The sequence below is a fragment of the Rhodococcus sp. SG20037 genome (genome assembly GCF_031763325.1).
GTDB classification, from domain to species: domain Bacteria; phylum Actinomycetota; class Actinomycetes; order Mycobacteriales; family Mycobacteriaceae; genus Rhodococcus_F; species Rhodococcus_F qingshengii.
On sequence record NZ_CP134497.1, the window covers coordinates 4,596,865 to 4,622,157 of the forward strand.

General features: G+C 63.0%; 23 protein-coding genes. 9 read left to right on the forward strand and 14 right to left on the reverse strand.

Translation table 11 applies throughout. The annotated features are described in order from the left end of the window. Positions 1-11: 11 nt before the first annotated feature. Positions 12-1,193, forward strand: a complete 1,182-nt coding sequence (locus RHP72_RS20900) for an aminotransferase class V-fold PLP-dependent enzyme (RefSeq protein WP_311093766.1) — start codon at positions 12-14, stop codon at positions 1,191-1,193. A gap of 82 nt (positions 1,194-1,275) precedes the next feature. Continuing rightward, a complete protein-coding gene (locus tag RHP72_RS20905; protein WP_064687520.1) occupies positions 1,276-2,736 on the forward strand; it encodes an FAD-dependent oxidoreductase in 1,461 nt (486 codons plus the stop codon). Here the strand turns inward: RHP72_RS20905 and RHP72_RS20910 are convergent. Then, positions 2,733-3,938: a GAF domain-containing protein gene (locus RHP72_RS20910; RefSeq protein WP_311093767.1), complete on the reverse strand. Its 1,206-nt coding sequence runs from the start codon at positions 3,936-3,938 to the stop codon at positions 2,733-2,735. The two genes, RHP72_RS20905 and RHP72_RS20910, sit on opposite strands and share 4 nt — an antisense overlap. A 290-nt stretch (positions 3,939-4,228) precedes the next feature. On the opposite strand from RHP72_RS20910, the gene RHP72_RS20915 reads away from it, so the two are divergent. Then, positions 4,229-4,837 (forward strand): 50S ribosomal protein L25/general stress protein Ctc, encoded by a 609-nt coding sequence (locus tag RHP72_RS20915; RefSeq protein WP_003946242.1) that lies wholly within the window; start codon positions 4,229-4,231, stop codon positions 4,835-4,837. A gap of 106 nt (positions 4,838-4,943) precedes the next feature. After that, on the forward strand, positions 4,944-5,516 hold the full coding sequence (gene pth, locus RHP72_RS20920; RefSeq protein ID WP_003946229.1) for an aminoacyl-tRNA hydrolase: 573 nt from the start codon (positions 4,944-4,946) through the stop codon (positions 5,514-5,516). Between the two features lie 3 nt (positions 5,517-5,519). Here pth and RHP72_RS20925 read toward each other — a convergent pair whose 3' ends face one another. Next, positions 5,520-7,154, reverse strand: a complete 1,635-nt coding sequence (locus RHP72_RS20925) for a fatty acyl-AMP ligase (RefSeq protein ID WP_007728923.1) — start codon at positions 7,152-7,154, stop codon at positions 5,520-5,522. A 352-nt stretch (positions 7,155-7,506) separates the two neighbouring features. Here RHP72_RS20925 and RHP72_RS20930 point away from each other — a divergent pair, with 352 nt between their 5' ends. From RHP72_RS20930 to RHP72_RS29440, 3 genes are all read left to right on the forward strand, one after another. Then, positions 7,507-9,111, forward strand: a complete 1,605-nt coding sequence (locus RHP72_RS20930; protein WP_371747846.1) for a peptide chain release factor 3 — start codon at positions 7,507-7,509, stop codon at positions 9,109-9,111. Continuing rightward, positions 9,111-9,761, forward strand: a complete 651-nt coding sequence (gene pnuC / locus RHP72_RS20935) for a nicotinamide riboside transporter PnuC (protein WP_019744670.1) — start codon at positions 9,111-9,113, stop codon at positions 9,759-9,761. The genes RHP72_RS20930 and pnuC overlap by 1 nt, the downstream gene beginning before the upstream one ends. 340 nt (positions 9,762-10,101) lie before the next feature. Further along, positions 10,102-10,410 (forward strand): hypothetical protein, encoded by a 309-nt coding sequence (locus RHP72_RS29440; protein ID WP_306669658.1) that lies wholly within the window; start codon positions 10,102-10,104, stop codon positions 10,408-10,410. 18 nt (positions 10,411-10,428) lie between these two features. Here the strand turns inward: RHP72_RS29440 and RHP72_RS20945 are convergent, their stop codons facing one another. The 7 genes from RHP72_RS20945 to RHP72_RS20975 all read right to left on the reverse strand — a co-directional run bounded on the left by RHP72_RS20945 (position 10,429) and on the right by RHP72_RS20975 (position 18,459). Next, positions 10,429-11,103 (reverse strand): pyridoxal 5'-phosphate synthase, encoded by a 675-nt coding sequence (locus RHP72_RS20945; protein WP_042920963.1) that lies wholly within the window; start codon positions 11,101-11,103, stop codon positions 10,429-10,431. Between the two features lie 25 nt (positions 11,104-11,128). Further along, on the reverse strand, positions 11,129-11,629 hold the full coding sequence (locus RHP72_RS20950) for a nuclear transport factor 2 family protein (RefSeq protein WP_003946235.1): 501 nt from the start codon (positions 11,627-11,629) through the stop codon (positions 11,129-11,131). A gap of 97 nt (positions 11,630-11,726) precedes the next feature. Further along, a complete protein-coding gene (locus RHP72_RS20955; protein WP_235867843.1) occupies positions 11,727-12,368 on the reverse strand; it encodes a TetR/AcrR family transcriptional regulator in 642 nt (213 codons plus the stop codon). A 5-nt stretch (positions 12,369-12,373) separates the two neighbouring features. Continuing rightward, entirely contained in the window at positions 12,374-14,110 is a 1,737-nt protein-coding gene (locus RHP72_RS20960) for an ABC transporter ATP-binding protein (protein WP_311093768.1), read from the reverse strand. Beyond that, entirely contained in the window at positions 14,107-16,032 is a 1,926-nt protein-coding gene (locus RHP72_RS20965) for an ABC transporter ATP-binding protein (RefSeq protein ID WP_311093769.1), read from the reverse strand. The genes RHP72_RS20960 and RHP72_RS20965 overlap by 4 nt, the downstream gene beginning before the upstream one ends. Continuing rightward, positions 16,029-17,021 carry an ABC transporter substrate-binding protein gene (locus RHP72_RS20970; protein WP_311093770.1) on the reverse strand — a complete coding sequence of 331 codons (993 nt, stop codon included), beginning with the start codon at positions 17,019-17,021 and terminating at the stop codon, positions 16,029-16,031. Before RHP72_RS20970 ends, RHP72_RS20965 begins: the two co-directional genes overlap by 4 nt. A gap of 55 nt (positions 17,022-17,076) precedes the next feature. Beyond that, a complete protein-coding gene (locus RHP72_RS20975; protein WP_047270341.1) occupies positions 17,077-18,459 on the reverse strand; it encodes an MFS transporter in 1,383 nt (460 codons plus the stop codon). An 84-nt stretch (positions 18,460-18,543) separates the two neighbouring features. On the opposite strand from RHP72_RS20975, the gene RHP72_RS20980 reads away from it, so the two are divergent. Together RHP72_RS20980 and RHP72_RS20985 are read left to right on the forward strand one after the other, a co-directional pair. After that, positions 18,544-19,182, forward strand: a complete 639-nt coding sequence (locus tag RHP72_RS20980) for a TetR/AcrR family transcriptional regulator (protein ID WP_030536301.1) — start codon at positions 18,544-18,546, stop codon at positions 19,180-19,182. 71 nt (positions 19,183-19,253) lie between these two features. Further along, complete coding sequence (locus tag RHP72_RS20985; protein WP_166502529.1) at positions 19,254-20,228, forward strand: ABC transporter substrate-binding protein; 975 nt, start codon at positions 19,254-19,256, stop codon at positions 20,226-20,228. Position 20,229: 1 nt separating this feature from the next. Here the strand turns inward: RHP72_RS20985 and RHP72_RS20990 are convergent, their stop codons facing one another. From RHP72_RS20990 to RHP72_RS21010, 5 genes are read right to left on the reverse strand one after another with little or no spacing between them, the layout of a single operon-like run. Next, a complete protein-coding gene (locus tag RHP72_RS20990) occupies positions 20,230-21,270 on the reverse strand; it encodes an ABC transporter substrate-binding protein (RefSeq protein WP_311093771.1) in 1,041 nt (346 codons plus the stop codon). Further along, entirely contained in the window at positions 21,267-22,118 is an 852-nt protein-coding gene (locus RHP72_RS20995; RefSeq protein WP_050794099.1) for an ABC transporter ATP-binding protein, read from the reverse strand. Before RHP72_RS20995 ends, RHP72_RS20990 begins: the two co-directional genes overlap by 4 nt. A gap of 23 nt (positions 22,119-22,141) precedes the next feature. Continuing rightward, on the reverse strand, positions 22,142-23,191 hold the full coding sequence (fepG, locus tag RHP72_RS21000; RefSeq protein WP_003946259.1) for an iron-enterobactin ABC transporter permease: 1,050 nt from the start codon (positions 23,189-23,191) through the stop codon (positions 22,142-22,144). Beyond that, entirely contained in the window at positions 23,188-24,315 is a 1,128-nt protein-coding gene (locus RHP72_RS21005; RefSeq protein WP_003946222.1) for a Fe(3+)-siderophore ABC transporter permease, read from the reverse strand. The genes fepG and RHP72_RS21005 overlap by 4 nt, the downstream gene beginning before the upstream one ends. Continuing rightward, a complete protein-coding gene (locus tag RHP72_RS21010) occupies positions 24,312-25,199 on the reverse strand; it encodes a siderophore-interacting protein (protein WP_311093772.1) in 888 nt (295 codons plus the stop codon). Before RHP72_RS21010 ends, RHP72_RS21005 begins: the two co-directional genes overlap by 4 nt. Between the last annotated feature and the right edge of the window lie 94 nt (positions 25,200-25,293).

A 25,293-nucleotide genomic window follows, 5' to 3' on the forward strand; every position in this document is an offset into this window, starting at 1 on the left:
CGGAAGGTGCCATGTTCGATCTCGACACGATCCGCCGCGACACTCCCGGATGCCTTGACAAGGTGTTCCTCGACAGCGCGGGATCCTCGCTCCCGCCCGAGCCGGTGCCGGCCACGATGATCGAGCACCTGCGACGTGAAGCCGACGTCGGCGGATACGTCGCAGCTGCTCATCAGAGCGGCGCCCTCGCTGCTGTTCCCCATTCGCTGGCCCGGGTCATCGGTGCTCAGGCAACCGATATCGCTTTGACGGACAGCGCGACCCGCGCGTGGAACGACTTCCTCGCTGCCGTTCCGCTCGGACCCGGTGATCGAATTCTCATCAGCGGAGTCGAATACGCGAGCAACGCCATCGCTGCACTGGGGCGGGCGCGTTCGACCGGTGCCCACGTCGAGATCATCCCGAGCGATCAGTACGGACGCATCGACCTCGACGCACTCGAGAACATGCTCGACGATCGTGTTCGCGTCGTCTCCGTCGTCCACGTCCCCACCAACGGCGGCCTGATCAACCCCGTCCGCGAGGTCGTCGAACTCGCGAGGGCCCACGGCTCGCTCGTTCTGCTCGACGCATGCCAGTCCGTCGGCCAATTGCCCATCGACGTCACCGAACTCGGCGTCGACGCCCTCAGCGCAACCGGCCGCAAGTGGCTCCGCGGGCCACGCGGAACCGGATTCCTGTACGTCCGCCCCGGACTCGTCGACGCACTCGAACCCGCTGCGATGGACCTGCACGGAGCGGAATGGACCGGCGAGAACAGCTTCGTACCCGCACCGGACGCAACACGATTCGAGCTCTGGGAAACGAGTGTCGCTGCGCGCCTGGGTCTCGGCGTCGCCGCCGACTATCTGCTCACGATCGGCACCGACACGGCGTGGGAGCAGATCGAATCCCGAGCAGTCACGCTGAGGGAAGGTCTGGCAGCGATTTCCGGAGTCGAAGTCCGCGATCGAGGAACCCATCTGAGCGGCATCGTTTCCTTCACCGTCGACGGTATTTCCGAGCACCTGGTTCGGGATCAGCTTGCAGCACAGAACATCACCGTCACCGTCAGTGGTCGCGGGTCCACCCTCCTCGACATGGATGCCCGCGGGCTCGATGCCGTGGTTCGCGCATCGCCGCACTACTTCGTCGACGAAGCCGACCTGGACACATTTCTGGGCGCGGTCAGGGGATTACAAACCTCCCGTTGACCGGGACCATGCCTGATCTGTGGAAGTCGAAACTGCAACTGTGGGGTGATCAGCAGTTTCGCCTTCCGAGAGGACTATTCGCATGGCCGACCCCACCGTCAGACCGATCTCCGCTGCCGACATCACCACCTGGGACTACGAGGCCGACGTCGTCGTCGCGGGATACGGCATCGCCGGCGTCACCGCTGCGATCGAAGCAGCTCGTGCCGGCGCCGAGGTGCTCGTCATGGAGCGGACGGGCGGTTGGGGCGGAGCCGCGTCACTGGCTGGTGGATTCATCTACCTGGGCGGTGGAACGCCGTTGCAGAAGGCGTGCGGGTTCGAGGACTCGGTCGAGAACATGAAGACGTTCATGAAGGCAGCGCTCGGCCCCGGAACCGACGATACGAAGATCGACGCGTACTGCGAGGGCAGCGTCGATCACTACAACTGGCTCGTCGACGCCGGGGTCCCGTTCAAGGAATCGTTCTGGGGTCAGCCCGGCTGGGAACCGCCGTACGACGACGGCCTCATGTACTCGGGAGGCGAGAACGCCGCGCCGTTCAACACCCTCGTCGATCCCGCGCCCCGCGGACACGTTCCGCAGATGTCCGAGAAGAACACCGGCGAGAAGGGCGGCGGCTACATGCTGATGAAGCCACTCGTCGAGACGGCCGAGAAGCTCGGTGTCCGAGCAGAATACGATCTGCGCGTCCAAACTCTGGTGGTAGACGGCGATCGGGTTGTCGGCGTCGTCGCCAAGCGTTACGGCAAGGACGTCGCGATTCGCGCACGCAAGGGCGTCGTGCTGGCGATGGGCAGCTTCGCGTACAACAACGAGATGGTGCGCTCGAACGCACCGCGTATCTTCGGCCACCCGGCGGCCTCCATCGAGGCGCACGACGGCCGCGCAATCCAGATCGGTCAGGCACTCGGCGCCGACACCGCACACATGGACGCCACCGAGGTCGCGTTCTTCTGCGACCCACAGTTGATGGTGCGCGGCATTCTTGTCAACGGCCGCGGTCAGCGATACATCCCCGAGGACACCTACCCCGGCCGCATCGGCCAGGCAACGCTGTTCCAGCAGGACAACCAGGCATTCCTCGTGATCGACGAAGCTGCGTACGAGGAAGGCATGAATGCCGAATCGTCCAGTGCACAGTTGCGGGCGCAGCCGAGCTGGGTGGCGGAGACCGTCGAGGAACTCGAAGGCGAGATGGGATTGCCCGCCGGATCGCTGCAATCCACCGTCGACCTCTACAACCGGCACGCGGCTGAAGGTTCGGATCCGGTGCTCGGCAAGAAGTCCGAGTGGGTGAAGCCGATCGTCGGCCCGTTCGCGGCAATCGATCTCCGTGGCCGCACAGGCGGATTCACGCTGGGAGGATTGAAGACCACCGTCGATTCCGAGGTTCTGCACGTCTCGGGTGCGCCGATCCCCGGACTTTTCGCAGCGGGTCGCTGCACGTCCGGTGTCTGTGCGGGCGGTTACGCCAGCGGGACAAGTCTCGGCGACGGCAGCTTCTTCGGACGTCGTGCCGGAATCAGCGCGGCGCGCTAGATCACCACAGCTCGCACACCGTCGGCAAAGCGGTACGGCTGAGTCTGCAGGACCGCGCCGAGGTGTTTCCTCAGTCTGGACACCTCGGCGCGCACTGCTACGACATGCTCGCGATCACCGAAGAGCACTTCGCTCAGGCCTGCGGCATCCACACCTGCCGAACCGACGGCTGCCAGTGCCCGCAAGATCTGAGCGTGACGCGGCGAAAGCGCGCGCGTCCAGTTGGCGTCACCACGCACCGTCACCTGCGGCGATGCTCCGAGGGCCAGCTCCAGCTCGATCAACGGCCCGCCGACGCCGGTGCGCAACAGCCAGCCGTCTCCGAGCGGCTCAGGCAGACACATCCCCAGACCTGGCACGATGACGGGCTTTCCCGCACTGGGTGCTGCCACACGGTCGGGCGCGGCAATCCCGCTGGCGCCGGCTACCCAGCCGAACTCGTCGACCACCAATGCCGGACCTGTGCCTGCCGCGAACAACGGCGCCGCGCGCGAGCGCAGGCGCTCGAGCGAAGCTGCGTGCTCGCGCCACAGCGTCGCCTCCGCGAGGCGAACCGCGGTGCGCACCAGCGCGACGGTGGTGGGATGAACCGAAGCTGCGGATCCACTGATGTCCACCACGCCCAGGATCTCGCCCGTCCGTGGGTCGTGCACGGGCGAGCCGGTACACGACCAGTTGTGATGCGTGGGCGCATAGTGCTCGGCCGAGAAGAGTTGCACCGCAGAGTCTTCGATCAGCGCGGTACCTATCGCGTTGGTCCCCACCGACTGCTCCGACCAGCGTGCGCCTTCCGCGAACCCGAGAGCGTCCGCCGCACGTTTGACGGTCTTCGCCCCTTCGCGCCAGAGCAGGACACCGTCGGCGTCGGCAACGACCACGATGAAGCCCGCGTCCTCGGCGACCTCGGTGAGCGTGGTTCGCAGTTCGGGCAGAACGCTTCGCAGCGCGGTACGCGAACGCCTCGCCTCCAACTCGGAGAAATCGGCGACAGTAGACGCACCGCAGTGATCCGGCGTGAGCCCGCCGGCGGCCACCCTCGACCACGACCGCGCCACGACGGTCCGCGGCTGCGCCGGTGGTTCCTGGCCGGAGAGAACTGCGTCGTGCACCCGACTGAGTAGGCGAGCATGCTGCGACAGGTCGGTACCCGGCACGACGGCACCGAGCCGACTGCCTTCGGGAGCGTTCCCCACGATGGTCACTCCGTCAGGCTACCGCTTTCGATGTGACGCGAACCACGTCCACACGGCCAGGTCCCCACCACCTGCGATTAGCGGCCGGGAGCAAACTCCGGTAACGTATCCAAAGTTGTCTCGGCGAGGGTGAATCGCAGCAGTTCCACACGTTGCAGGTTTACCGTGATCGACGCGGCTACGGCTCAGCTCGAGCGTTTCGCTCCTGGCCGTGTGCGCGCCTGTCCGCCTTGCCGCAGGCAAAACCACACGTCAGTAAACCGAGCACGAACCCCGTGAGTTGTAGGAGCCGTTTCATCATGTCTGAAGAAAACAACCTCGTCGCCGTCGTCCGCACCGAATTCGGCAAGGGCGCAGCTCGCCGCGCACGTCGTGACGGCCAGGTCCCCACGGTTCTGTACGGCCACGGTGAAGATCCCCGCCACCTCAATGTGCCGGCTCGCGACTTCGCCGCCATCCTCCGTGCACACGGCACCAACGCCATCCTCACCCTCGACATCGAGGGCACGGAGCAGGTTGCACTGACCAAGTCGGTCGTCGTGCACCCCATCCGCAACTACATCGAGCACGCCGACCTCCTCGTCATCAAGAAGGGCGAGAAGGTCACGATCGACGTGAACGTCATCGTCGTCGGCGATGCTGCTGCAGGCACGATGGTCGCGCAGGACGCATCCACGATCTCCATCGAGGCCGACGCGCTTCACATCCCCGAGCAGATCGAGGTTTCGGTCGAGGGTCTCGAGATCGGCACCCAGATCCTGGCCAGCCAGCTCGAACTGCCCAAGGGCTCGACCCTGCAGGCTGACGCCGACACCCTGATCGTCAACGTCGTTGCTGCACCCACCGAGGCAGACCTCGAAGAGGGCGCAGAAGCTCCCGCCGCCGACGAGGCTGCAGAAGAGGCCTGATCCTCTCGGTTCCAACAGAACTCACTGCGCGCGGCGCGTCATTCCGATTCGGAGTGACGCGCCGTTCGTGCGTAGCAGGAAAAATCAAGCCAGAAAGTAGCGTCCGTTGAGCACAGATACCGCCCTCGTCATCGGCCTGGGTAATCCCGGCCCCCAGTACGAGAAGACCCGGCACAACGTCGGCTTCATGGTCGCCGGCACCCTTGCCGGGCGCATGGGCGGAAAGTTCAACGTACACAAGAAGAGTGGTGCCGAAATCGTCGAAGGTCGCCTCGCCGGCCGGCGCGTGATTCTCGGAAAACCACGCTCGTACATGAATCTCTCGGGTGGCGCTGTCGCCGGTCTCGCGCGGTTCTTCTCGGTCGACGCCGCGAACATCATCGTCGTCCACGACGAACTGGATCTCGATTTCGGGACGATCAGACTCAAACTCGGCGGCGGCGAAGGCGGCCACAACGGCCTGCGGTCCATTTCGAGTTCGTTGACCACCAAGGACTACCTGCGCACGCGCGTCGGGATCGGTCGTCCGCCGGGCCGCATGGACCCGGCGGACTACGTTCTCAAGCCGTTCTCGTCCACGGAGCGAAAAGAACTCGATCTCGTATGCGAAGAGGCTGCGGATGCAGTGGAGCTACTGCTCGAACTCGGGTTGGAAGCCGCACAGAACCGCCTGCACTGACGGTCAGTTACCCAGCAGTGCAGCCGAATTGGCGCGGCGGAGCTTCCCCGACGACGTCTTGGGGATACTGCCGGGACCCAGGACCGCAACGGCGCGAGGTCGGACACCGACGTCGGCAACCACGGCGTGGACCACTTCGCGTTCGATACGCTTGACCTCTTCCGGATCTTCGAACGCGTTGGTCTCGACGGCGACTGCAAAGCTCTCACGCTTCTGGCCGGCGTCGAGACGAATCGCGACGGCATTTCCGGGACGCACACCGGCAACGGTTCCGGCCGCCCGTTCGATGTCTGTGGGGTACACGTTCCGGCCGCCCATGATGATGACGTCCTTGACGCGCCCGCACACCACGACCAGTCCTTCTTCGGTGAAGTACCCGACGTCACCGGTGTCGAGCCAACCGTCGGCGTCCTGGGCCGGCTTGTGTCCGTCGACCGTGACGTACCCGGGAGTGACTGCCTTGCCGCGAACCTCGATGATTCCGACACCGCGGGCCGGAAGCACCTGACCGTCACGGTCGACGATGCGTCCCTCGAGGTCAGGCACCATCTTGCCGAGTGTGGCGAGGGCACGAGCGTTGGGGCGATTGGACGGCACCGCTCGAGACATCGATTCGAGAAAGTCTGGATCGACGTAGTCGAGGACCTGACCTTGATCGGGATCCGGAATCGACACGGCGAGCGTGGTTTCCGCCATTCCGTACACGGGCGCCAGCGCAGTCGGGTTCAAACCGAAACGCGCACCGGCCTCGGCGAGTGCATCCATCGTGTCGGGATCCACCGGCTCGGCGCCGTTCCACATGTATCGGACGCTGGACAGGTCGACTGCCCCGTCTTCCGCCTGTGCGAGTCGACGAGCCAAGAGCGAGTACGCGAAGTTCGGTGCGGCGGTGACGGTTCCGCCGTACTTGCCCATCAGTTCGGCCCACAGCACCGGGGTACGCAGGAAATCCATCGGCGTGATGCTGATGACCTCTGCGCCCACCTGCATCGGAACCGTGAGAAAACCGACCATGCCCATGTCGTGGAAGAGCGGAAGCCAGCTCACCATCACGTCGTCTTCGATGGAGAACTTGATGCGGTTGATCATGGCGTAGGCATTTGTGTAGAAGTTCTCGTGCGTGATCTGCACGGCCTTGGGCGAACCGGTGGAACCGGACGTCAACTGCTGGAGTGCGATATCCGATTCGGCCGTCTCCACGGGATCGATCGACGTTCCGCTGCGAAGCTCGTCCACCGTCACGACGGTGATGCCACGCTCTTCGAGGAGCGGCTTGGCCGCGTCGAAGGGCGCACCCAGAATGACGGCTTTCGCGGAGATCATGTCGATCACAGTCTCGGTGTCCTGAGCCCAGACGCCCAGATCCGTTCGGGGGGTCGGCTGATGCAGCATCGTCACCGACGCACCGCGCATCCACGTCGCCTGGCAGGCAGGTGCGATGTCGACGGGCTGTCCGGCGAGAATGCCGATCGCGACGCCGCGATCGATACCGACCTCGGCCAGGCCGCCGGCCATGCGCCGAGCCTCCTGGTGGATGTCGCCCCAGGTCTGACGGAAAGCGTTGTCCGGCTCTCCCGTCACCAGGCCGCGGTCGGTGACTGCGGCGGTCGCATACATCTCTTCGGTGAACTTGCTCAACGCAACTCCTCGGTCAGTGTCACTCTTCGATCAGTGCAACTCTTCGCAGGACACAAATGGCTGTGTGTTCGAACACACACATACATGGATAATCAGCGATCGTTCGCCGAGTGTTACGCCGCAGTGGCTATTGCATCGTGGTCTGCGAGTATCCTTTCTCTGTTGTGCTGCCGCACTCTCCACCTGTCCGCGCACCGGCACGTCGCCGGCACCGACGCCCACTTCGAGAGGTTCTTCGTTGACTACCCCGTCCGACTCGACCGTCCCTTCCGACTCGACTGTCCAGTCCGACACCGAAGGCCCCGATTCAACCGAGAGCGGGTCGGTCGCGGTCACGACGACGACCAAGGGCCTGTCCGCAGAGGCAGAGCGTCGCCGCACCTTCGCCGTCATCTCGCATCCCGACGCCGGAAAGTCGACGCTGACCGAAGCGCTGGCACTGCACGCGAAGAAGATCTCGGAGGCAGGAGCCGTCCACGGCAAGGCAGGCCGCAAGTCGACGGTCTCGGACTGGATGGAGATGGAGAAGGCCCGCGGCATTTCCGTCAGTTCCACCGCACTGCAGTTCAACTACCACTCGTCCGAGACCCCGGACGAGCAGATCAACGTCATCAACCTCGTCGACACCCCCGGTCACTCCGACTTCTCCGAGGACACGTACCGCGTCCTGACCGCCGTCGACGCGGCGGTCATGCTCATCGACGCTGCCAAGGGCCTCGAACCGCAGACGCTCAAGCTGTTTCAGGTGTGTCGTCACCGCGGCATTCCGGTCATCACCGTCATCAACAAGTGGGACCGTCCCGGTCAGACTCCTCTCGAACTGCTCGACGAGATCAGCGAACGGATCGGCCTCACACCCACCCCCCTGTACTGGCCGGTCGGCATCGCCGGCGACTTCCGCGGACTGCTGCGGCGCGGTGAAGACGGTCAGGCTCGCGAGTACGTCCGCTTCACCCGTACCGCAGGCGGCGCGAAGATCGCCCCCGAAGAGGTCATGGACGCCGACGCGGCGCTCGCCAAGGAAGGCTCCGAGTGGGAGACCGCGGCCGAGGAGAGTGAACTGCTCTCCGCTACCGGCCAGGACCACGATCAGGAGATGTTCCTCGCCGGTCAGACTTCCCCGGTGATCTTCGCGTCCGCGATGCTCAACTTCGGCGTCCGCCAGATCCTCGACACCCTCGTCGAATTGGCGCCGCCGCCGCGTGGGCGCGAAGACCTCAGCGGCAAGCCGCGCGAGGTCACCGATCCGTTCAGTGCGGTCGTCTTCAAGGTGCAGGCCGGTATGGACACCGCGCACCGCGACCGTCTGGCGTTCATGCGCATCGTCTCCGGCGTGTTCGAGCGCGGCATGGTTGTCACACACGCCCAAACCGGCAAGCCCTTCACGACCAAGTACGCCCAGACGGTATTCGGACGTGAACGTTCCACCGTCGAATCCGCGTTCCCCGGCGACGTCGTCGGCCTCGTCAACGCCACCGCACTCGCACCCGGCCACACGCTGTACACCGAGAAGAAGGTGGAGTTCCCGCCGATTCCGTCGTTCGCGCCGGAACACTTCTCGATCCTGCGCGCCGAAAGCGCCGGCAAGTACAAGCAGTTCCGCCGTGCTGTCGACCAACTCGATTCCGAGGGCGTCGTCCAGATTCTCCGCAACGACATCCGCGGCGACGCCTCCCCCGTCATGGCGGCTGTCGGCCCGATGCAGTTCGAGGTCGTCGCAGCGCGCATGAAGGCCGAGTTCAACGTCGAGGCCAAGATGGAACCGCTCGGCTACGCATTGGCTCGCCGTACCGACGCCGCGTCCGAGGTCGAACTGAACCGTCAGCGCGGTGTGGAGGTCTTCACCCGATCCGACGGTGTTCTGCTCGCCCTGGTCAGTGACAAGTGGCGCCTGCAGTACATCCAGAAGGAACTCCCGGATCTGACGCTCGAACCCCTCGTCGCTGCTGCGGACTGATGAGCCTGATCGAGGCGCTGTTCGACGCCGAACTGCACATCGGCAGCGCCACGATTCTCTGGCGAGAGATCATCGGAAACGCGTTCGGAATCGGCTCCGCGATCGCGGGCGCGCGACGCTCGGTATGGGCGTGGCCCGTCGGTATAGCCGGAAATGCCTTGTTGTTCACGGTGTTCATGGGCGCACTTTTCCACACTCCGCAAGAGCTCAATCTCTACGGCCAGGCCGGCCGTCAGTTGTTGTTCATCACCGTCAGCGTCTACGGGTGGACTCAGTGGCGACGCGGGGCACGCGACTCCGGTCGCGCAGTCCTGCCCCACTGGGCGACAACTCGCGAGCGCGTCGCCATGATCGCCGTCATGGCCAGCGGCACAATCGCTTTCGCCTGGATCTTCGACCTCCTCGGCTCGTACGGAGCGTGGGCGGAGGCCTGGATCTTCACCGGCTCCATCCTCGCGACATACGGCATGGCGCGCGGCTGGACCGAATTCTGGCTCATCTGGATCGGCGTCGACGCCGTTGGTGTTCCGCTTCTTTTCCGAGCCGGCTATTACCCTTCGGCGATCCTCTATCTGGTCTATGCATTCTTCGTACTGTGGGGCTTCGCAATGTGGCTGCGCATTCAACGCCGAACTCCACAAGGGGTGTGACCGTAAACCAACTCCTGGTATGTTTGCGTCGATTAAGCAAACCGGCGGTCTGTTTACGGGCATCAGGAGCGAAACAATGGAAGACAAGAATTCTCACGGAATAGCGGGCCCCAACGGTTCCGGCAACGGATCGAGAGCCAATAGTTCCGCAAGTAATGGTTCTGCAAGCAATGGTTCTGCAAGCAATGGTTCTGGGAGCAACCTTTCCACGGGTAACGGTTCCAGCAGTGCCACCGCCACAGCGGATTTTCTGTCGACCGCACCCAAGCAATCCGATGCATTCACGTTTCCGCTCCCTGCCCGAACCACGGCCGCACACAGCAGCGGAGAGGACCTTTCAGTGCCAGCTTCAACACGCGAATCATCGAGGACGCTCGAAACTCGGAGTCGTACCGTCGTACGTCGCGACGCGATGGGCGTAGCCGCCGTTCGAGTGGCCGGTCGACTCACCCACACCGAACTCATCGCAAATCAGGCCTCACCCTCGAGCGCACATTCCTCCGATCCCACGACGGATCTGGACGAGTTGCTCACGATGCTCGGCAGCTACCTGTTGTCCTCGGGGTTCGAACATCCCGAAATCCACGCCAAGCTGGGCGGACAGTCGATCGTCGTCAACCTCGTATCGCCGGAGATCAGCGCGAGCTGATCTGGGCCCAGCTGCCCCTTAGGGCCACAGCACTGCTCGTGTCCATGCTCGGTCCGAGCCGCGCCGGTACAACCACCGCTGATGTCGACGCCCGGAGTCTGCCTGCCAGAACTCGACAGACTCCGGCTCGAGGCACCACGCACGCCAGTCCTTCGACACGAACCCTGGGTCGTCGCTGATTCTTGCTTCCGCAGCGGCCACCGACGTGTCGTACGCCCCTAAGTCTTCGAGCACCTCGCTCTGCTCACTTGCCGTCGCCACCGCTCTCGCCGTGACGGAGCGTTCGACGAAGTCTCGGCGTCGAAGTGCGTCGTCGCCCTCGCGAACCGTTCCGCGAATCCGGACCTGTTGGCCTGTTTCGCGCCAGTAGAAGGCGAGCGATGCTCGCGGATTTTCTTTCAACTCAACACCTTTCGGCGAAGCAGCTGAACCCGAGAACCAGAACCCACCCTCGGTCACGTCCTTGAGGATGAGGAAACGAGAATCAGGCATACCGTCGCCGTCCACGGTCGAGAGCGCACACACGTGTGGCTCGACGACGCCGAAGGCCACGGCCGCGCGGAGCCAGTCGAGGAACAACTCCCCCGGCTTTTCCGGAAAACACTCGGGCGCGGGCGGCGGAGTTCCGGTCAGCGCGGGGATACCGCGAATCCACGTCCGTACGTCAGGCAGCGAAAAATCTGCATCAACCATGAGCCGACTCTAATCGCGGGTGGCCTCAGGAGACGTTGCGAACTACCGAGTCGCCGAACGACGGTTGCTGCAGCAGCGCCCACTTGTTGGACGTCAATCGGAAACTCGGCATGTCGGCGAGCGCCACCACCGATTCCCAGGTCCGCTCGTAGCTCGTGTGGGAGATTCGCCATTCACCGTCGCTGCAGCGGGTGTATCTGTCGTGATAGAAGGCCGATCCGCGAAGCAGCATGCCGTCTTCGGGGATGACCACTGTGTCCGCGAGGCACCAGATCCCGGTTGCAGTGTCTCCGTCGACGTCGATCTCGGGTTGCCCGCACTGATGTTCGGTGATGATGTGTGATCCGAGAGTGTTCTCGAGGAAGGAGACGAACGAATCTCGGGAATCGAAACTGAGTTGTTCTCCGTAGATCGCGGTGGCGTCGACGGTCAGAGTGTCGGCGAATTCGACCCACGATTTGGTGTCCAAGGCGCGTGCGTATCGGTACTTGAGTCTTTGGATGAGAACAATCGCTTCGAGATCCATGATCCCCGCCTCCCGGTGCAGCAACCACCCGTCCTATGTGTGCACATTAGCCTGTATCACGCCGAAACGGGCATTACTCTCAAAGCTAGTAGAAATGTCAGCCGATAACACGCTTTTCCAGGCCGTCGAGCATGATCGTGATCTTCTCGTCCAACCAACCTCGCCCGTGCCACGTCGATTCGTCGCCGATTCCCTCGATCAACGACTCCGATGCATTCCAACTTTCCTGATACGCCTGTCGCGCGGAACGTGAATCGGCGGAGCTGACGGTCTTGTCCATCGCCGCCATCATTGCGAACTGCGTCATGGTCACCTCGGAGATGAAGTCCACCGCCAATATCGCATCGTGGGGTGTGAAGCCTTGCGCAGTCAACGAACCGACCAGTTTCTCCACGATCTCGATTATCGCCGGCGGCGTGCCCGGAACTGCGAGACCGACCTGGGCCAGACCTGGATAGCGCTCGAACGAGGACCACAGAACGTCGCAGAAATCCTTCAGGAATTCGCGCCACGGACGATTCGTATCGGGCCATACAGTCTGACGCACAACATGATCCGAGCAGGCACGCAGCAGCGCTTCGCGGTCTGCGAAGTAGCGATAAAGTGCAGAATGACTGACGCCCAGCCGCTTTGCCACGCTCGGCATGGTCAGTTCACTCAGATCACCGGCCAGGGCGGCCTCGACGATGTCCGTTGTCGACAACGTCGGCGGCCGCCCCGTCTTCTTTCCGGTCTGCATTCTGCTCAGCTTGCCACCAACCGCCATCCCGACGCACGGTGGCGCTGGTTCCAGAACGCGGCGTAGTTCCCACCGGCTGCGAGCAGAACTTCGTGGGTTCCCACTTCGACGATCGATCCGTCGTCACCGAGCACGATGATCTGATCTGCGGCCACGACGGTCGACAGTTTGTGAGCGATCACGAGCAGTGTGCTTTCCCTGGCGAGTTCTTGCATCGCACGCTGCACGTGTGCCTCGTTCTCGGGATCGAGCGCGGCCGTCGCCTCGTCGAGCAGAACGACAGGTGCGCGTTTGAGGAGTGCGCGCGCAATGGAGACCCGCTGCCGCTCTCCACCGGACAGTGCCGTCCCGCCCTCACCGACACGGGTGTCCCAACCCCGCGGAAGCCGCTCGACGATTTCCGCGACGCCCGCGATCCGAGCCACGTCGAAGACTTCCTCGTCCGTGGCTTCGGGGCGGCCGAGGCGGATGTTCGCGATCAACGTGTCGTCGAAGAGGTACACGTCCTGGAAGACCAGAGACAGCTGCGACATCAGGTCGGCACTCGTGAGGTCCCGCACGTCGACGCCGCCGACACGCACCACACCGGAGTCGACGTCGTAGAAGCGCGAGATCAACCGGGTGACGGTGGTTTTGCCGGACCCTGACGGACCGACCAACGCCGTCAACGACTTCCGTGGCACGTCGAAGGAGATGTTTCGCAGAACCTGCCCACCGTCCGCGTATCCGAAGTCGACGGCGTCGAACTGCACTGCCGTCTCCCCCGTCGCCGTCCCGCTGGTATCGGGTTCGACCATTGGTTCAACTTCGAGGATCTCGGACATTCGCCGGATTTCATTGCGTGCCATTCTGATTGCACCGCCGAACTCGCCGATCTCACCCAGCGGCTGGATGAACCGTGCGGTCAGTCCGAGTAGCGCGATCAACGTGACCGGATCGATGTCGCCGCCGAGCGCGAGGAACGCGCCCAAGATGATCACGGCAGAGAACACGAATTGCAGGGCGATCCCGTTGACCACGGACCCGATCACCACGAACCACAGTTGTGAACGACCCGCAGTGTGTTGCGCTTCGATCGCGTCGTCGAGCGGTTCGTACACCCCGTGGGTGCGTCCGAAAGCACGCAGGACCGGTTGGCAACGCGCGTATTCGAGCACTCGATTGTTCGATTCGACGGCCGCTGCATGAGCCCGATCGTCGGCCTTGGCAGTCATCGTCGAGGCAAATCGTGCTGCCCCGAAGAGAATCGGAACGCTGATTACCAGCGCGAGCCCGAGCCGCCAGTCGAAGAACAACATGCACACGACAATGGTTGCCGGGCTGGCAATTCCGGAGATGATCGGTGTCATCAGGTGCGCAGCGGCCCCCATCACCGAGATGGTGCCCTTGCTGGCAACCTGCGATACCTGCCCGAGTCGGCCGGCGCCGAACCAGCCGAGCGGCAGAGTGACGAGATGATCTCCCATGCGCAGATGCATCGTCCGCAGCAGAGTGAGGGCCGACTCGAAACCCTTCATCGCCTGCAGGTAGTGCGCAATCGAACTGATCACAGCGCATACGGCCATGGCGGCGAGCCACCGAACGAAACTGCCCCAATTCTGATCGAACAGTGCCTGCACCGCAGGGACCAGAAGCGCCACTGCCAAACCCTGCATCACGCCGTACAACACTGCCCACACCAGGAACTCGCGATAACGGCCCTGATTCTGCGGGCCGAGTATCCGGAAGAGGTCGCGAATCATGAGTTGGCCCTTCCTGCTGCGTCAGACTTACCTGCGGTGTTGCGTTCAATCGAGTCGGCCCGACTGTGTTCAATCGAGTCGGCCCGACTGTGCTCAATCGAGTCGGCCCGACTGTGACTCGCCCACATCCGGGCATAGGTTGAACCACTCGCCACAAGCTGATCGTGCGTGCCCTTCTCCACGATCCGTCCGGCGTCGAGGACCACGATCTGATCGGCACTCACGATCGAAGCCAACCGGTGCGCGATCACCAGCACGGTGCGCCCCACCGTCAAACGCGACAGCGCTTCTTGGATATCGGCTTCGGACTCCGGGTCGGCGAACGCGGTTGCCTCGTCGAGCACGAGAACAGGAGTGTCCGCGAGAATCGCACGCGCGATGGAGACTCTTTGGGCTTCACCACCCGAGAATCTGGCGTCGACCCCGACCACCGAGTCGTACCCCCTCGGGAGCGCTTCGATTCGGGTGTCGATCTGCGCGGCTGCGGCAGCGGCCTTCACCTCGGCCGAAGTCGCCTGCGGTCGGGCAAGCCGAATGTTGTCGAGCACGGTCGCTTCGACCAGCTGCACGTCCTGCAGAACAAATCCGACGTGGCGGTACAGCTCGTCGGTAGCGACTTCCCTGACGTCGACACCACCGATGGCCACGGATCCGGCACGCACGTCGTGGAACCTCGGAACCAGCGTTGCCAGCGTCGACTTACCCGAACCCGAAGGTCCGACCAACGCCGTCACCGTGCCCTCCGGCAGCGTCAGATCGATGCCGGTCAGAACGTCGGCGCCGTCGTCGTATGCAAAGGAAACTCCGGAGAATCGAACTTCGTTCCCCACAGGCTTTTTCGGATGATCGGTTTCCGGCAGAGCGTCGGTTGCGAACAGCGCGATCAGTCGCGCCGCAGCGGCGGCTGCCTCACGGCGTGCCTGCATACCGAAACCGATGGTCGTCAGCGACACCGGAATCACCATCGCGACAAGAGAACTGGTCAGCACATCGATGGGTGACACCCATCCGGAGTGAACGAACCACGAGCCGAGGCCAAGGTTGACCACCAGCACAACCGGTGCGCTCAACGCAATCGAGGCCAGCGCCTCGGTCCGGAGCATCGGGCGAACCCAGCCCTCGTACGAGACGGCAAACGCCTTGGCAGCGTCGCGGTATCGAGAATGTGACTGCTTGTCCTGACCGAAGGTCTTGACCACTGCGATGCCGGTGACGAACTCGACGATGGTGTTGCTGATGGCCGCGATGCCCTCATTCATCCGGCTCAACTTGACGGCCATGTCCTTGGTCATCATCGCGTAGGCGATCATGTAGATCGGGAGGGTGGCAATCGCGACCAGTCCCAGACGCCAGTCGATCGAGATCACGTAGCCGAGCCCGACGAGCGGCACCGCAATGGCGCCGGTGGTCTCGACGGCGCTGTGCGCAACCAGGTAGTGGAGATCGGAGATGTCGTTCTGCGCGGCTTTTCGCACGGTTCCGGACGAGTGGGAGGTGAACCAGCCCAGTGGAAGTCGACCGAGTGTCGCTGCGATTCGACGCCGAAGCACAGCTTGAAGATTGACATCGGCGAAGTGCGTCACGATCAATGCACCGCCTCCGAAGAACGCGCGCATACCCAGACCGAAGACGACCACCCACACGATCGTCCAGACGCGAGACGAGTCGATGTCACCGCCCACGATCAGCGTCTTACCCAACTCGGCGATGGCCACGTACGGCACGATGGCCGCGACCGCGGCGATCACCTGCATCACCATCGCGATGGTGGTCCGTGTACGAACTGGCGCAAGGAGTTCGCGAAGCGCGCTCTTGTGCGCCGCCGCTTCAGCTTTGGCTTGCGAGGCTTCGGCCGTCGCTCCTTGTGATGCGTCGGCCTCTTCAGATGAAATGTCTGCTTTCGTAGCCTGTGTCGTCGTCATTTCGAGAACGCCTTCCATCGGGTTACTGCGTCGGCGTCGGATGCGATGCGGCCTTGGAGTTCCGCGCCGGTGAGAGTGAGATCGGCAAGAGCCTCGAGGTCTTCGAGGATCCAGTAGACCGCGAAAGGATAACTGCCGAACCAAAGTTCACCGCTCACGTCCACTGTGCGTCCGGCCTTCACTGCGGAGATCTCGTTGAACAGTGGATTTGCGTGAACTAGAGCGCCGTCGTAGATGTTGCCCGAGGTCACGACCATCGCGTCCGCCGCGTGCTGTCCGACCTCCTCGCCTGACACCGAAGACGTGGCAACACCTGTGTTGGGGCCGATCTTCGCGTCGAGTTCGGCTTGCGGGCGCCCGAAACCGGCTTCCTCGATGATCGAGGACATCGGCGACTGTGGGATGACGGTGTAGATGCCGCCGGAGAATCCCACCAGCACTGACAGTGTCTGCGGTTGCGCCTCGACCGTTCCGGATACTTCGGCAAATTTGGCCTCGAGCCTCGACACGATTTCGCGAGCTTCGGACTCTCGACCCAGTGCAGTCGCCGCGGTATTCAGAACTTCGCGCCACGGCGCCGCATAGGCGAGCACCGTCGTCGGGGCAATCTCGTTGGCCTGCACGGTGATCGACGTCAACGAGCCGACATCACTGAGCAGGATTCGGTCAGGATGAACGGCCGCGATCTGCTCCGCATCTGGTGATTGGAAGAACGTCGGTTTGTCGACGACCTCGATCCCCTCACTCTGCAATATCTCCTTCGCCGCCTGCGACTGCAGCGTGGCGAAGACCGTATCGGGCTTGACCCCGAGCGTGAGTGCGTTGAGCGCTGCGAACTCGTCCAGTGCGAGCAGTTTCTGAGGTGCAGGTACGGCCGACGACTCGCCTGTTTCCGATGCGTCTGCGTCATCGCCGCCCACGGAGCAACCGACAAGCGCCGTTGCTGTCGCTGCGAGTGCCGTTGCTCGCAGGCCCCACTGCTGCCGCATCCTTCTCTCCCCGCTTTAGTTACACGCTGTCTCGATTAGGGGAGCCTACAATAAGTCACGCCTTTTGTGCAGTCCTCGTCGCTGGAAGTGCAATCGCCGGCAGACAGGCGACAACACTGATGACGGCACCCATCACGAACGCCAGCGCGAACGAGTCGCCGGAAATGCCGATCGCCAGGACCGCTGTGGTCACCGGGGCGCCCACCGCCGAACCGACGGTTCTGATCACACTGTTGACTCCACTGGCTGCTGCCATTTCCGATGGCGGGACGATCGAGGCAACCAACAGAGCACAGACCGCGAACCCCACGCCGTTCCCCAATCCGACGAGGGAAAAGAACGCCACGATCGCAACCACCGAACTCGGCCAGATCGCGAGTCCGACTGCGCCCGCCGCCATGAGGGCCAGCGCTATGACAGCGGGCACCCGCGGCCCGAATCGCCGCGCGAGAGCCGGCGTCAAGCGGCCACCGAGAAAGACGAGGACAGCGGCGGGCAAGAGCGCCAAGCCGGTCTGCACAACGGTGAATCCGCTTCCATACGTGGACGTTTCCGGCGCCTGGAGGATCCGCGGCAGACAGAGATAGAAAATGTACGGCACGAACCCGAACACCAGGGTGAGTGCGCTGGTGATCATCATCGGCTTGTCCCGAAAAACTCGCATGTCGACGATCGGCGCGTCGTGGCGGGAATCGACGGCAATCAGTGTCGCGAACGAAACGAACGCGACTACCACCAGACCCCAGAATCCGAGCGACAAAACTCCCCAGTCGGAGGCTTTCGTGATCGCCAATAGCAGGCTCACCAATCCGAACGCCAGAGCGCCGGCACCGGCCCAGTCCGTCGGCATACCCGGGCGGCGATGCGAGCCCGGAACCACGGCCACCACTGCGACCAATGCGAGCACGATCAAGATCCCGGTGATCACGAACAACCACTGCCAACTGAGATACTCGAGGATGACACCGCCGATCACCAGTGCACTTCCGGCACCGATTCCCAAAGTCCCAGCGAGCCAACCTATCCCTGAAGACAACTCGGGACCTACTACCGTTCTCCGCAGTACTGCCATCGCAAGCGGGAAGCTCGCCATGCTCACTCCCTGGACAGCTCGAACGACAAGCAGCACCCCGATATTCGGGGCGGCTGCCGCGGCAAATGTCGCGAGAGCGAAGATGATCAGGACGATCACCAGGACTCGCTTGTCGCCGAATCGGTCACCCATCGCGCCGACTATCGGAGCCATCACCGCGGCCGCCAACAGGTACGCCGTCAGGATCCAGCCGGTCACCGCCACGGACGTGTCGAAATGCTCACCCAACACCGGCAACGCCGGTACCAGCATGGTCTGCATGAGCGAGTAGACGAGTACCGCCCCCGCAAGCGCGGCGATCACCCGGCTCCCGGATCGCGTGGGCGCCTCCGCCAAGGTTGTCATCGACACCTTCCTCCAATCATGAATCGAATCGGAACGGAACACTCCGTTCCGATTGAGTAAACCATGCATTGCTAGCCTGTGGGAATGGCGAAAGAGAATGCGAGCCTCCCCGGACGCGCCCGAGAAGCCGCAGACAACGACGTCACCGTACTGCGAGCAGCGCGCGAGATTTTTGCCGAACAGGGTTGGAATGCACCGGTATCGGCAATTGCCACCCGGGCCGGAGTGGGAGTAGGCAGCATCTATCGCCGATACCGAGGCAAGGAGGAACTGGCGCAATCCCTGCGCGTCTGGGCGATCGACCACCTCGCCACCCTCGCCCGAGAGTGCATGAGCACCGCGAAAACCGATGAAGCCGTATTGAAGACGTTCTTCTCGCGATATCTCACCGAATCAGTGGGACCGCTCATTCCGGTCCTCGGCGGCAAGTTACCTGAACACGCCGAAGTCACTCGTGCCGCCGAAGAATTGGAGGCCGCACTGCAATCGATGGTCGACGTCTGCATCGACGCTCGCGAAGTCCCGCCCGACTTCACTGCTGCTGACGTCATGCTCATGACAGTGCATCTGCGGCCGACTCTGCCGATCGAGGGTGATCGAGCCACCGAAATACACACGCGCTATCTCGACTTCATGCTCGACGGACTTCGTGGCGGAACACCTCGACCAACGATCACTCCCCCGTCTTGGAGCGAATGGCTTCAGATGTGGCAGGGCAACTGACCCCGAGAACACCCGAATGACATGTCAGGTTAGGCTTACCTAGCTTATTTCGCCATGTTCGGAAGGTTCTCATGAAAATCAATCGCCGGCTCGCCGGCTTCGCCGCACTACCCGCCGTCGCCACGCTCCTACTCGCCGGTTGCGGAAGTAGCGACGCAGCGCCCTCTACCGAGACCAGGTCTGCCGACCAGTCCTGGAGTTACACAACGGGATACGGAAACACGATCACCCTCGACCACGCCCCGGAGCGGATCGTCGTCGACGCGTACTCCGCTGCGGCTCTGTGGGACTACGGCATTCGGCCGGTCGGCATCTTCGGTTACGGCGTCGGCAATCCAGACGTCACCGATCGCGCTGACGAGTCGACGATGACCGTCGTCGGCCGTGAAGGTGAACTCAGCGCGGAAGCTCTTGCGGCGCTGGACCCAGACCTGGTCATCGGGTACGGCAACAGCGACGACCCGACACGATGGACTTGGTGGGACGAGCCGATGGGCAAGACCGTCAACAATGTTGCACCGTTTGTCGGCGTCAAGTTCTCCGGAGCCTCGACACCGGACGTGTTGAACGAGTACGCCTCACTCGCCGAAGCACTCGGCGGGAACACCGACACAGTGGCAGCACGCGAGGGCAAGGAAGCATTCGAATCCGGTGCAGAGCGCATCCGAACTGCTGCGGCCAAGGTCGACGACATCGAAGTCCTCGCCCTGAACGGTGACAGCTCCGAGTTGTACGCAGGCACAACGGCGCTCGCTCAGTTCGGGTACCTGAAGGAACTGGGCGTGAAGTTCACCGGTCCGGGAGGCGACAAGGGCTGGGCCGATCTCAGCTGGGAACAGGTACCGGACTATCCGGCGGACATCGTGTTCCAGTTCGCGAAGTCGGCAGAGGCATTCGCGGCATCACCCGTGTTCGTCAAGCTGCCCGCGGTGACCGCGAACCAGGTGATCGACTTCGACGACAAGCGTCCCAACACCTACGCCAATTACGGCGCCTGGTTCGAGCAGGTTGCACAACTACTCGACCAGGCCCGCAACGTCGCCTGAATTACTGCCCAGCAGTGATTCGTCCGGCCGCTTCCTCGAGAACGTCGAGGAAGATGGCCGCGGTGAGCGCAAATCCTTGGTTGTATCGCGCGTCGCTGGTCAACACGTTGCCCGCTTGAACTGCAGGCAACCGCTGCCACGTCGGCTGCGACTTGATCGCGTCGAGCGCTTCCTGATCGCGTGCTTGGGCGATGATCACATCCGCCGGAGCCAAGGTGTCGAGTTGCTCGAACGACAACTCGAACGAGTTCTCTGCATTGTCGTCGTCACGGAAAAGCACGTCCAGGCCGGCATCGAGTGCAACACTGATTCGCAGATTCCGCTGATGCACAAGGAAGCCCGTCGGCGTCTGAACGCCGAACACGATCTTCTTTCCGCCCAGCTTCTCCTGCAACATCGGTCGCAGTCTCGCGAGCTTGTCGTCGTACTCCGCAATGGAAGCCTCGGCGATCGTCACCCGGTCGAGCTGGCTCGCCTGCGCCATCAGAGCACCTCGCCAGTCGACCGCGTGCCCGGCAATCGGTTCGACGTCGTCGCCGACGACCAACAGCGGCGCGATGGAAGACAAGCGCTCGGTGCCGTACCAGTCACTGGTGTATCCGATCGCAGTGATGACGATCAGATCGGGCTCGAGAGCGAGCAGAGCCTCGAAGTTGGTGGAGAAGTCGCCGGCGACGTTGACGAAGCTCGCGTCCTCGATGGTGCGGCCGGGAAACTGGAATCCTGCCTTGGCGTCGGGGAACCAGAAGTTACCCGATCCGACGATCGGGTAGTCCATCATCATCGCGAATTCGAGGTCGACGCGGCCGTCGAGCACCACCACACGCTTCGGGTCGCGCGGAACGTCGCCGCTGAACTCGGCCCACGTGTACGGGAGAGTGTCACTGGCAGAGTCGGATTCGCCATCGGAGCTTCCGCAGGCGCTCAGCGCCAATGCTGCAGCCACACCAGCTGCGCCACCGAAGAATCGGCGTCGCGAAATGCGGTCGACGATCTGAGCCCACTCCGTGTCGGTAACCTGCGCATCCAGGACGAGTGTCATACCTTTGCTCCTTCGATGTTTCGCTGACGCTCGCGTCCCAGCGGAATGACCAGCGGTGTGTGGGAAACCGGATCGTCGATGATGCGGCACGCCATGCCGAACACCTCCTGCACCAGTTCTTCGGTGATGATCTCCGCGGGCGGGCCCTCGGCGACCACCGCGCCGTCCTTCATCGCGATGATGTGAGTTCCGTAGCGGCACGCGTGATTGAGATCGTGAAGCACCGCCACCAGCGTGTGTCCGTCGTTCTCGTTCAGATCGCGGCAGAGTTCCAGCAGCTCGATCTGGTGCGCGATGTCGAGGAACGTCGTCGGCTCGTCCAGTAGCACCAACGGAGTCTGCTGCGCGAGAACCATAGCTACCCAGACACGTTGGCGCTGACCACCGGACAGTTCGTCGACCGGCCTGGCCGACAGATCCGTGACCTTGGTTGCCTCCATCGCCTTGATGACGGCGGCCTCGTCCTCTCGGGACCACTGGCGGATCAGCTTCTGGTGCGGATAACGCCCTCGCGCAACCAGATCGGCGACTTTGATTCCGTCCGGCGCGATCGACGTCTGCGGCAGAAGCCCGAGTCGCCTCGCAACTTCCTTTGCCGGGTACGACGTGATCGCCTTACCGTCGAGAAGGACCTTGCCGGTGGTCGGCTTGAGCAACCGGGACAGCGCACGCAGAAGCGTCGACTTGCCGCAGGCATTGGGACCGACGATGACGGTGAAGCCACCGTCGGGGATTTCGACGTCGAGGTGTTCCGAGATGACGCGCTTGTCGTAACCGATCGTGACGTCCTCGGCGCGAAGCCGATTCGTCCTTTCGACCACGACGGCGGCCGTACTTGTCTCGTTCACGCTGTTCCTCGTTCCTTCACCGATCACTGCTTACGTGCCTCTCGCGCGAGAAGCCATACGAAATAGATGCCACCGATGGAGACGGTGACGACGCCGACCGGCAACTGTGTCGGCGCGAAAGCTCGCTGCGCCACCCAGTCGCTGACCATCAGCAACGCGCCACCCATTGCTGCCGACGGCAGCAGGGTCACTCCGGCACTACCGGTCAATCGCCTCACCAACTGCGGAGCCGCAAGAGAGACGAACCCGATGGGACCGGCCGCTGCTGTCACCATGGCCGTCAGGGCGACGCCGAGAACAACCAGGGAAAGCCGCGTGGGTTCGGCCCGGACGCCGAGCGCCTTGGCGGCGTCGTCGCCCATCTCGAGCATCTGCATCCGCCTGCCCAACACCAGGATCAGCGGAACGAGGATGGCCAGCACGACGACCACCGGCCACACCTGAGTCCAGCCGAGTCCGTTCAACGAACCGGCACCCCACACTGCGGCAGCCATGGCGTCGTCAAGTTTCGCCTTGAGGATCATCCAGGTGTTGACCGAGCCCAACATCGCGCTGATGGCGATACCGACGATGATCAACCGGAATCCCTGCACACCTCGCTTGTACGCAAGGAGATAAACAACTGCTGCGGTGGCGATTCCGCCCACCAGAGCACCGACTGCGATCTCGTAGTAAGTACCACCGATGAGGAGGATGACCACCAGAGCGCCCGTGTACGCACCGGAGTTGAAGCCGATGATGTCCGGGCTACCCAACGGGTTCCTGGTCAGCGATTGGAAGATCGCACCGCTCATACCGAGCGCCGCACCGAGCATCAGCGCCAACAGAACTCGGGGCAGACGCCATTCCACGACGACCATGTGGATACGCGCGGGGGCTTCGCCGAACAGTGCACCGAGGACGTCCCCGATCGGCACTTGGTAGTCACCACTACCGAGCGCGATGACACCGATGGCCAATGCAAGCGCAACGAGGACGAGGCAGACTGTGACCGTGCGGACGTCGATCCGCGCGGACCAGCCTTCTTTGGGTGAGCGCACCACCGTGGTGGCGCGCCCGAAATCGATGCTCACAGACCGCTCACCTTGCTTCGACGCACCAGCATGATCAGCACCGGAGCGCCGATGAAGGCCGTGACGATGCCGACCTGAAGTTCACCCGGGCGCAGCACGATTCGGCCGACGACGTCGGAGAAGAGAAGAAGAATCGGCGAGCACACCAACGTGTACGGGAGAATCCATCGCTGATCCGGTCCGACGAACCATCTCGCGACGTGCGGAACCATCAAACCGACGAATCCGATCGGCCCGGCCGCAGCTGTCGCCGCGCCGCACAGCAATGTCACCGCGATGACACCGAGGATGCGAGTACGAGTGATGTTGGCACCGAGCGAACGTGCCAGATCGTCACCCAGGGCCACCGCGTTGAGTTGGCGCGCCAACGCGAGCGCCAGGAAGAGCCCGATGAGAATGAACGGTGCGACGGCGAGAACGATTTCCAACGAACGCCCGCTGAGTGAGCCGGCATTCCACTGGCGCATCTGGTCGAAGGCGGTCGGGTTGAGCAAGGTGATCCCGGACGAGATACCGCCGAGCACGGAGCCGATGGCAACACCGGCAAGCGTCAGCCGAATGGGCGTCGCACCACCTCGACCGATCGAGCCCAGCGTGTAGACGATCGCCGTGGCTATCACCGCTCCGAGGAAAGCGAACCAGATGTACGACCAGATGCTGGTCAAGCCGAAGACCGCGACGGCAACGACCATCGCGAAGCCCGCGCCGGCATTGACACCGAGAATTCCGGGATCAGCCAAGGGATTTCGTGTCATCGCCTGGATGAGGCCACCGGCCACACCCAGTGCCATACCGACTATCAGACCGAGCAGAGTACGCGGTAGTCGCAGGTCACGGATGATCACGTGATCGTTCGAGTCGTCGTAGTTCACCAGCGCGTCGATCACGGTCCCGAACGGAATGGTCTTCGATCCCACCGCGATACTCAGAAGAAGCACGGCGGCGAGCACCACCAGGCACACCAGAAGACCCGCCATACGACGAGAGTTGGTCGATACCAGGCCGTCCGGTTGCTTCTGCTTCTCGTGCAGCGACTCGTCGATCAGTTCTTCGGTGTGTTTGTCGACTGCACTCTTGTCCGCCGCACCGCTGTCGACAGCACTCTTGTCGAATCCAACGGTCACAAGCCGGCGCTCTCTAGAGTCTTCTCGACCTCGTCGCGGATCTCTTCCTCGTCGCGGTCCGATTCCCAGGCCGCATCGAGTGCCGCGCGGACACTTTCGTCGAGGGCCTCGTACTTCGCGTTCCACACCTCGGCTTTGTACGTCCAGTAGCCGATGACCTTGTACTGCTCACCCGGCAACTTCAGTTCGTGGCGAAGGTACTTGCGGATGTCACGGAGCATCGTGCTCTCGCCTGCAACCCACACGTATCCGAGTTCGGTGGGCAGGTTCATCGAGCGAACCGCGTCCGGCAACTTCGACGGTGCAACACCGTTGCCACTGCCGACCAGCCAGATGAACTCGACGTCGGCGTCCGAGGTGATCTGCTGCTTGTGAGACTCGTCCACCACCTCGACGATCGCCTTGGCCGACATCCCGGCGGGCAACTGTTCGATCAAGCGCCCGAGTGCGGGGAGTCCAGTCGCGTCGGCGACGAACACCTGCCAACGTGCGTCGGCCGGGGGCTCGTAGAGGCCACGAGACTCGCCGATCGCCAACTTGTCACCGATCTCGGCCTTCTGCGCCCAGTCGCTGGCGATACCACCCTCGTGAACGACGAAGTCGATCGTCATGCAGCTGGTTTCGGAATCGAACCGTCGCACGGTGTACGGCTGGCACGGGGACGGTTCCTCTCCCTCCGGGTATCGCCAACCGCGCGGTGCATCCGGATCTTCCGCCGGAAGAACGAACTTGCCTGTAGCCGGGACCGGGAAGTGGAGGCGCAGGTATTCGTCACCGGTACCGGTGGTTTCGAAGGCGGTCAGCTCCTCCCCACCGAACACGATACGAACCATTCCCGGGGTCACGTACTCCTTGTGAAGTACCTCGCCGAACACAAGACTCACAACAATCTCCAACATCGATGGAACATGAACCGGACCCGAACACGAGGATCTATCCGACTTCCGGACATAGTTAACCCGTGCTAAGTAAGGTAGA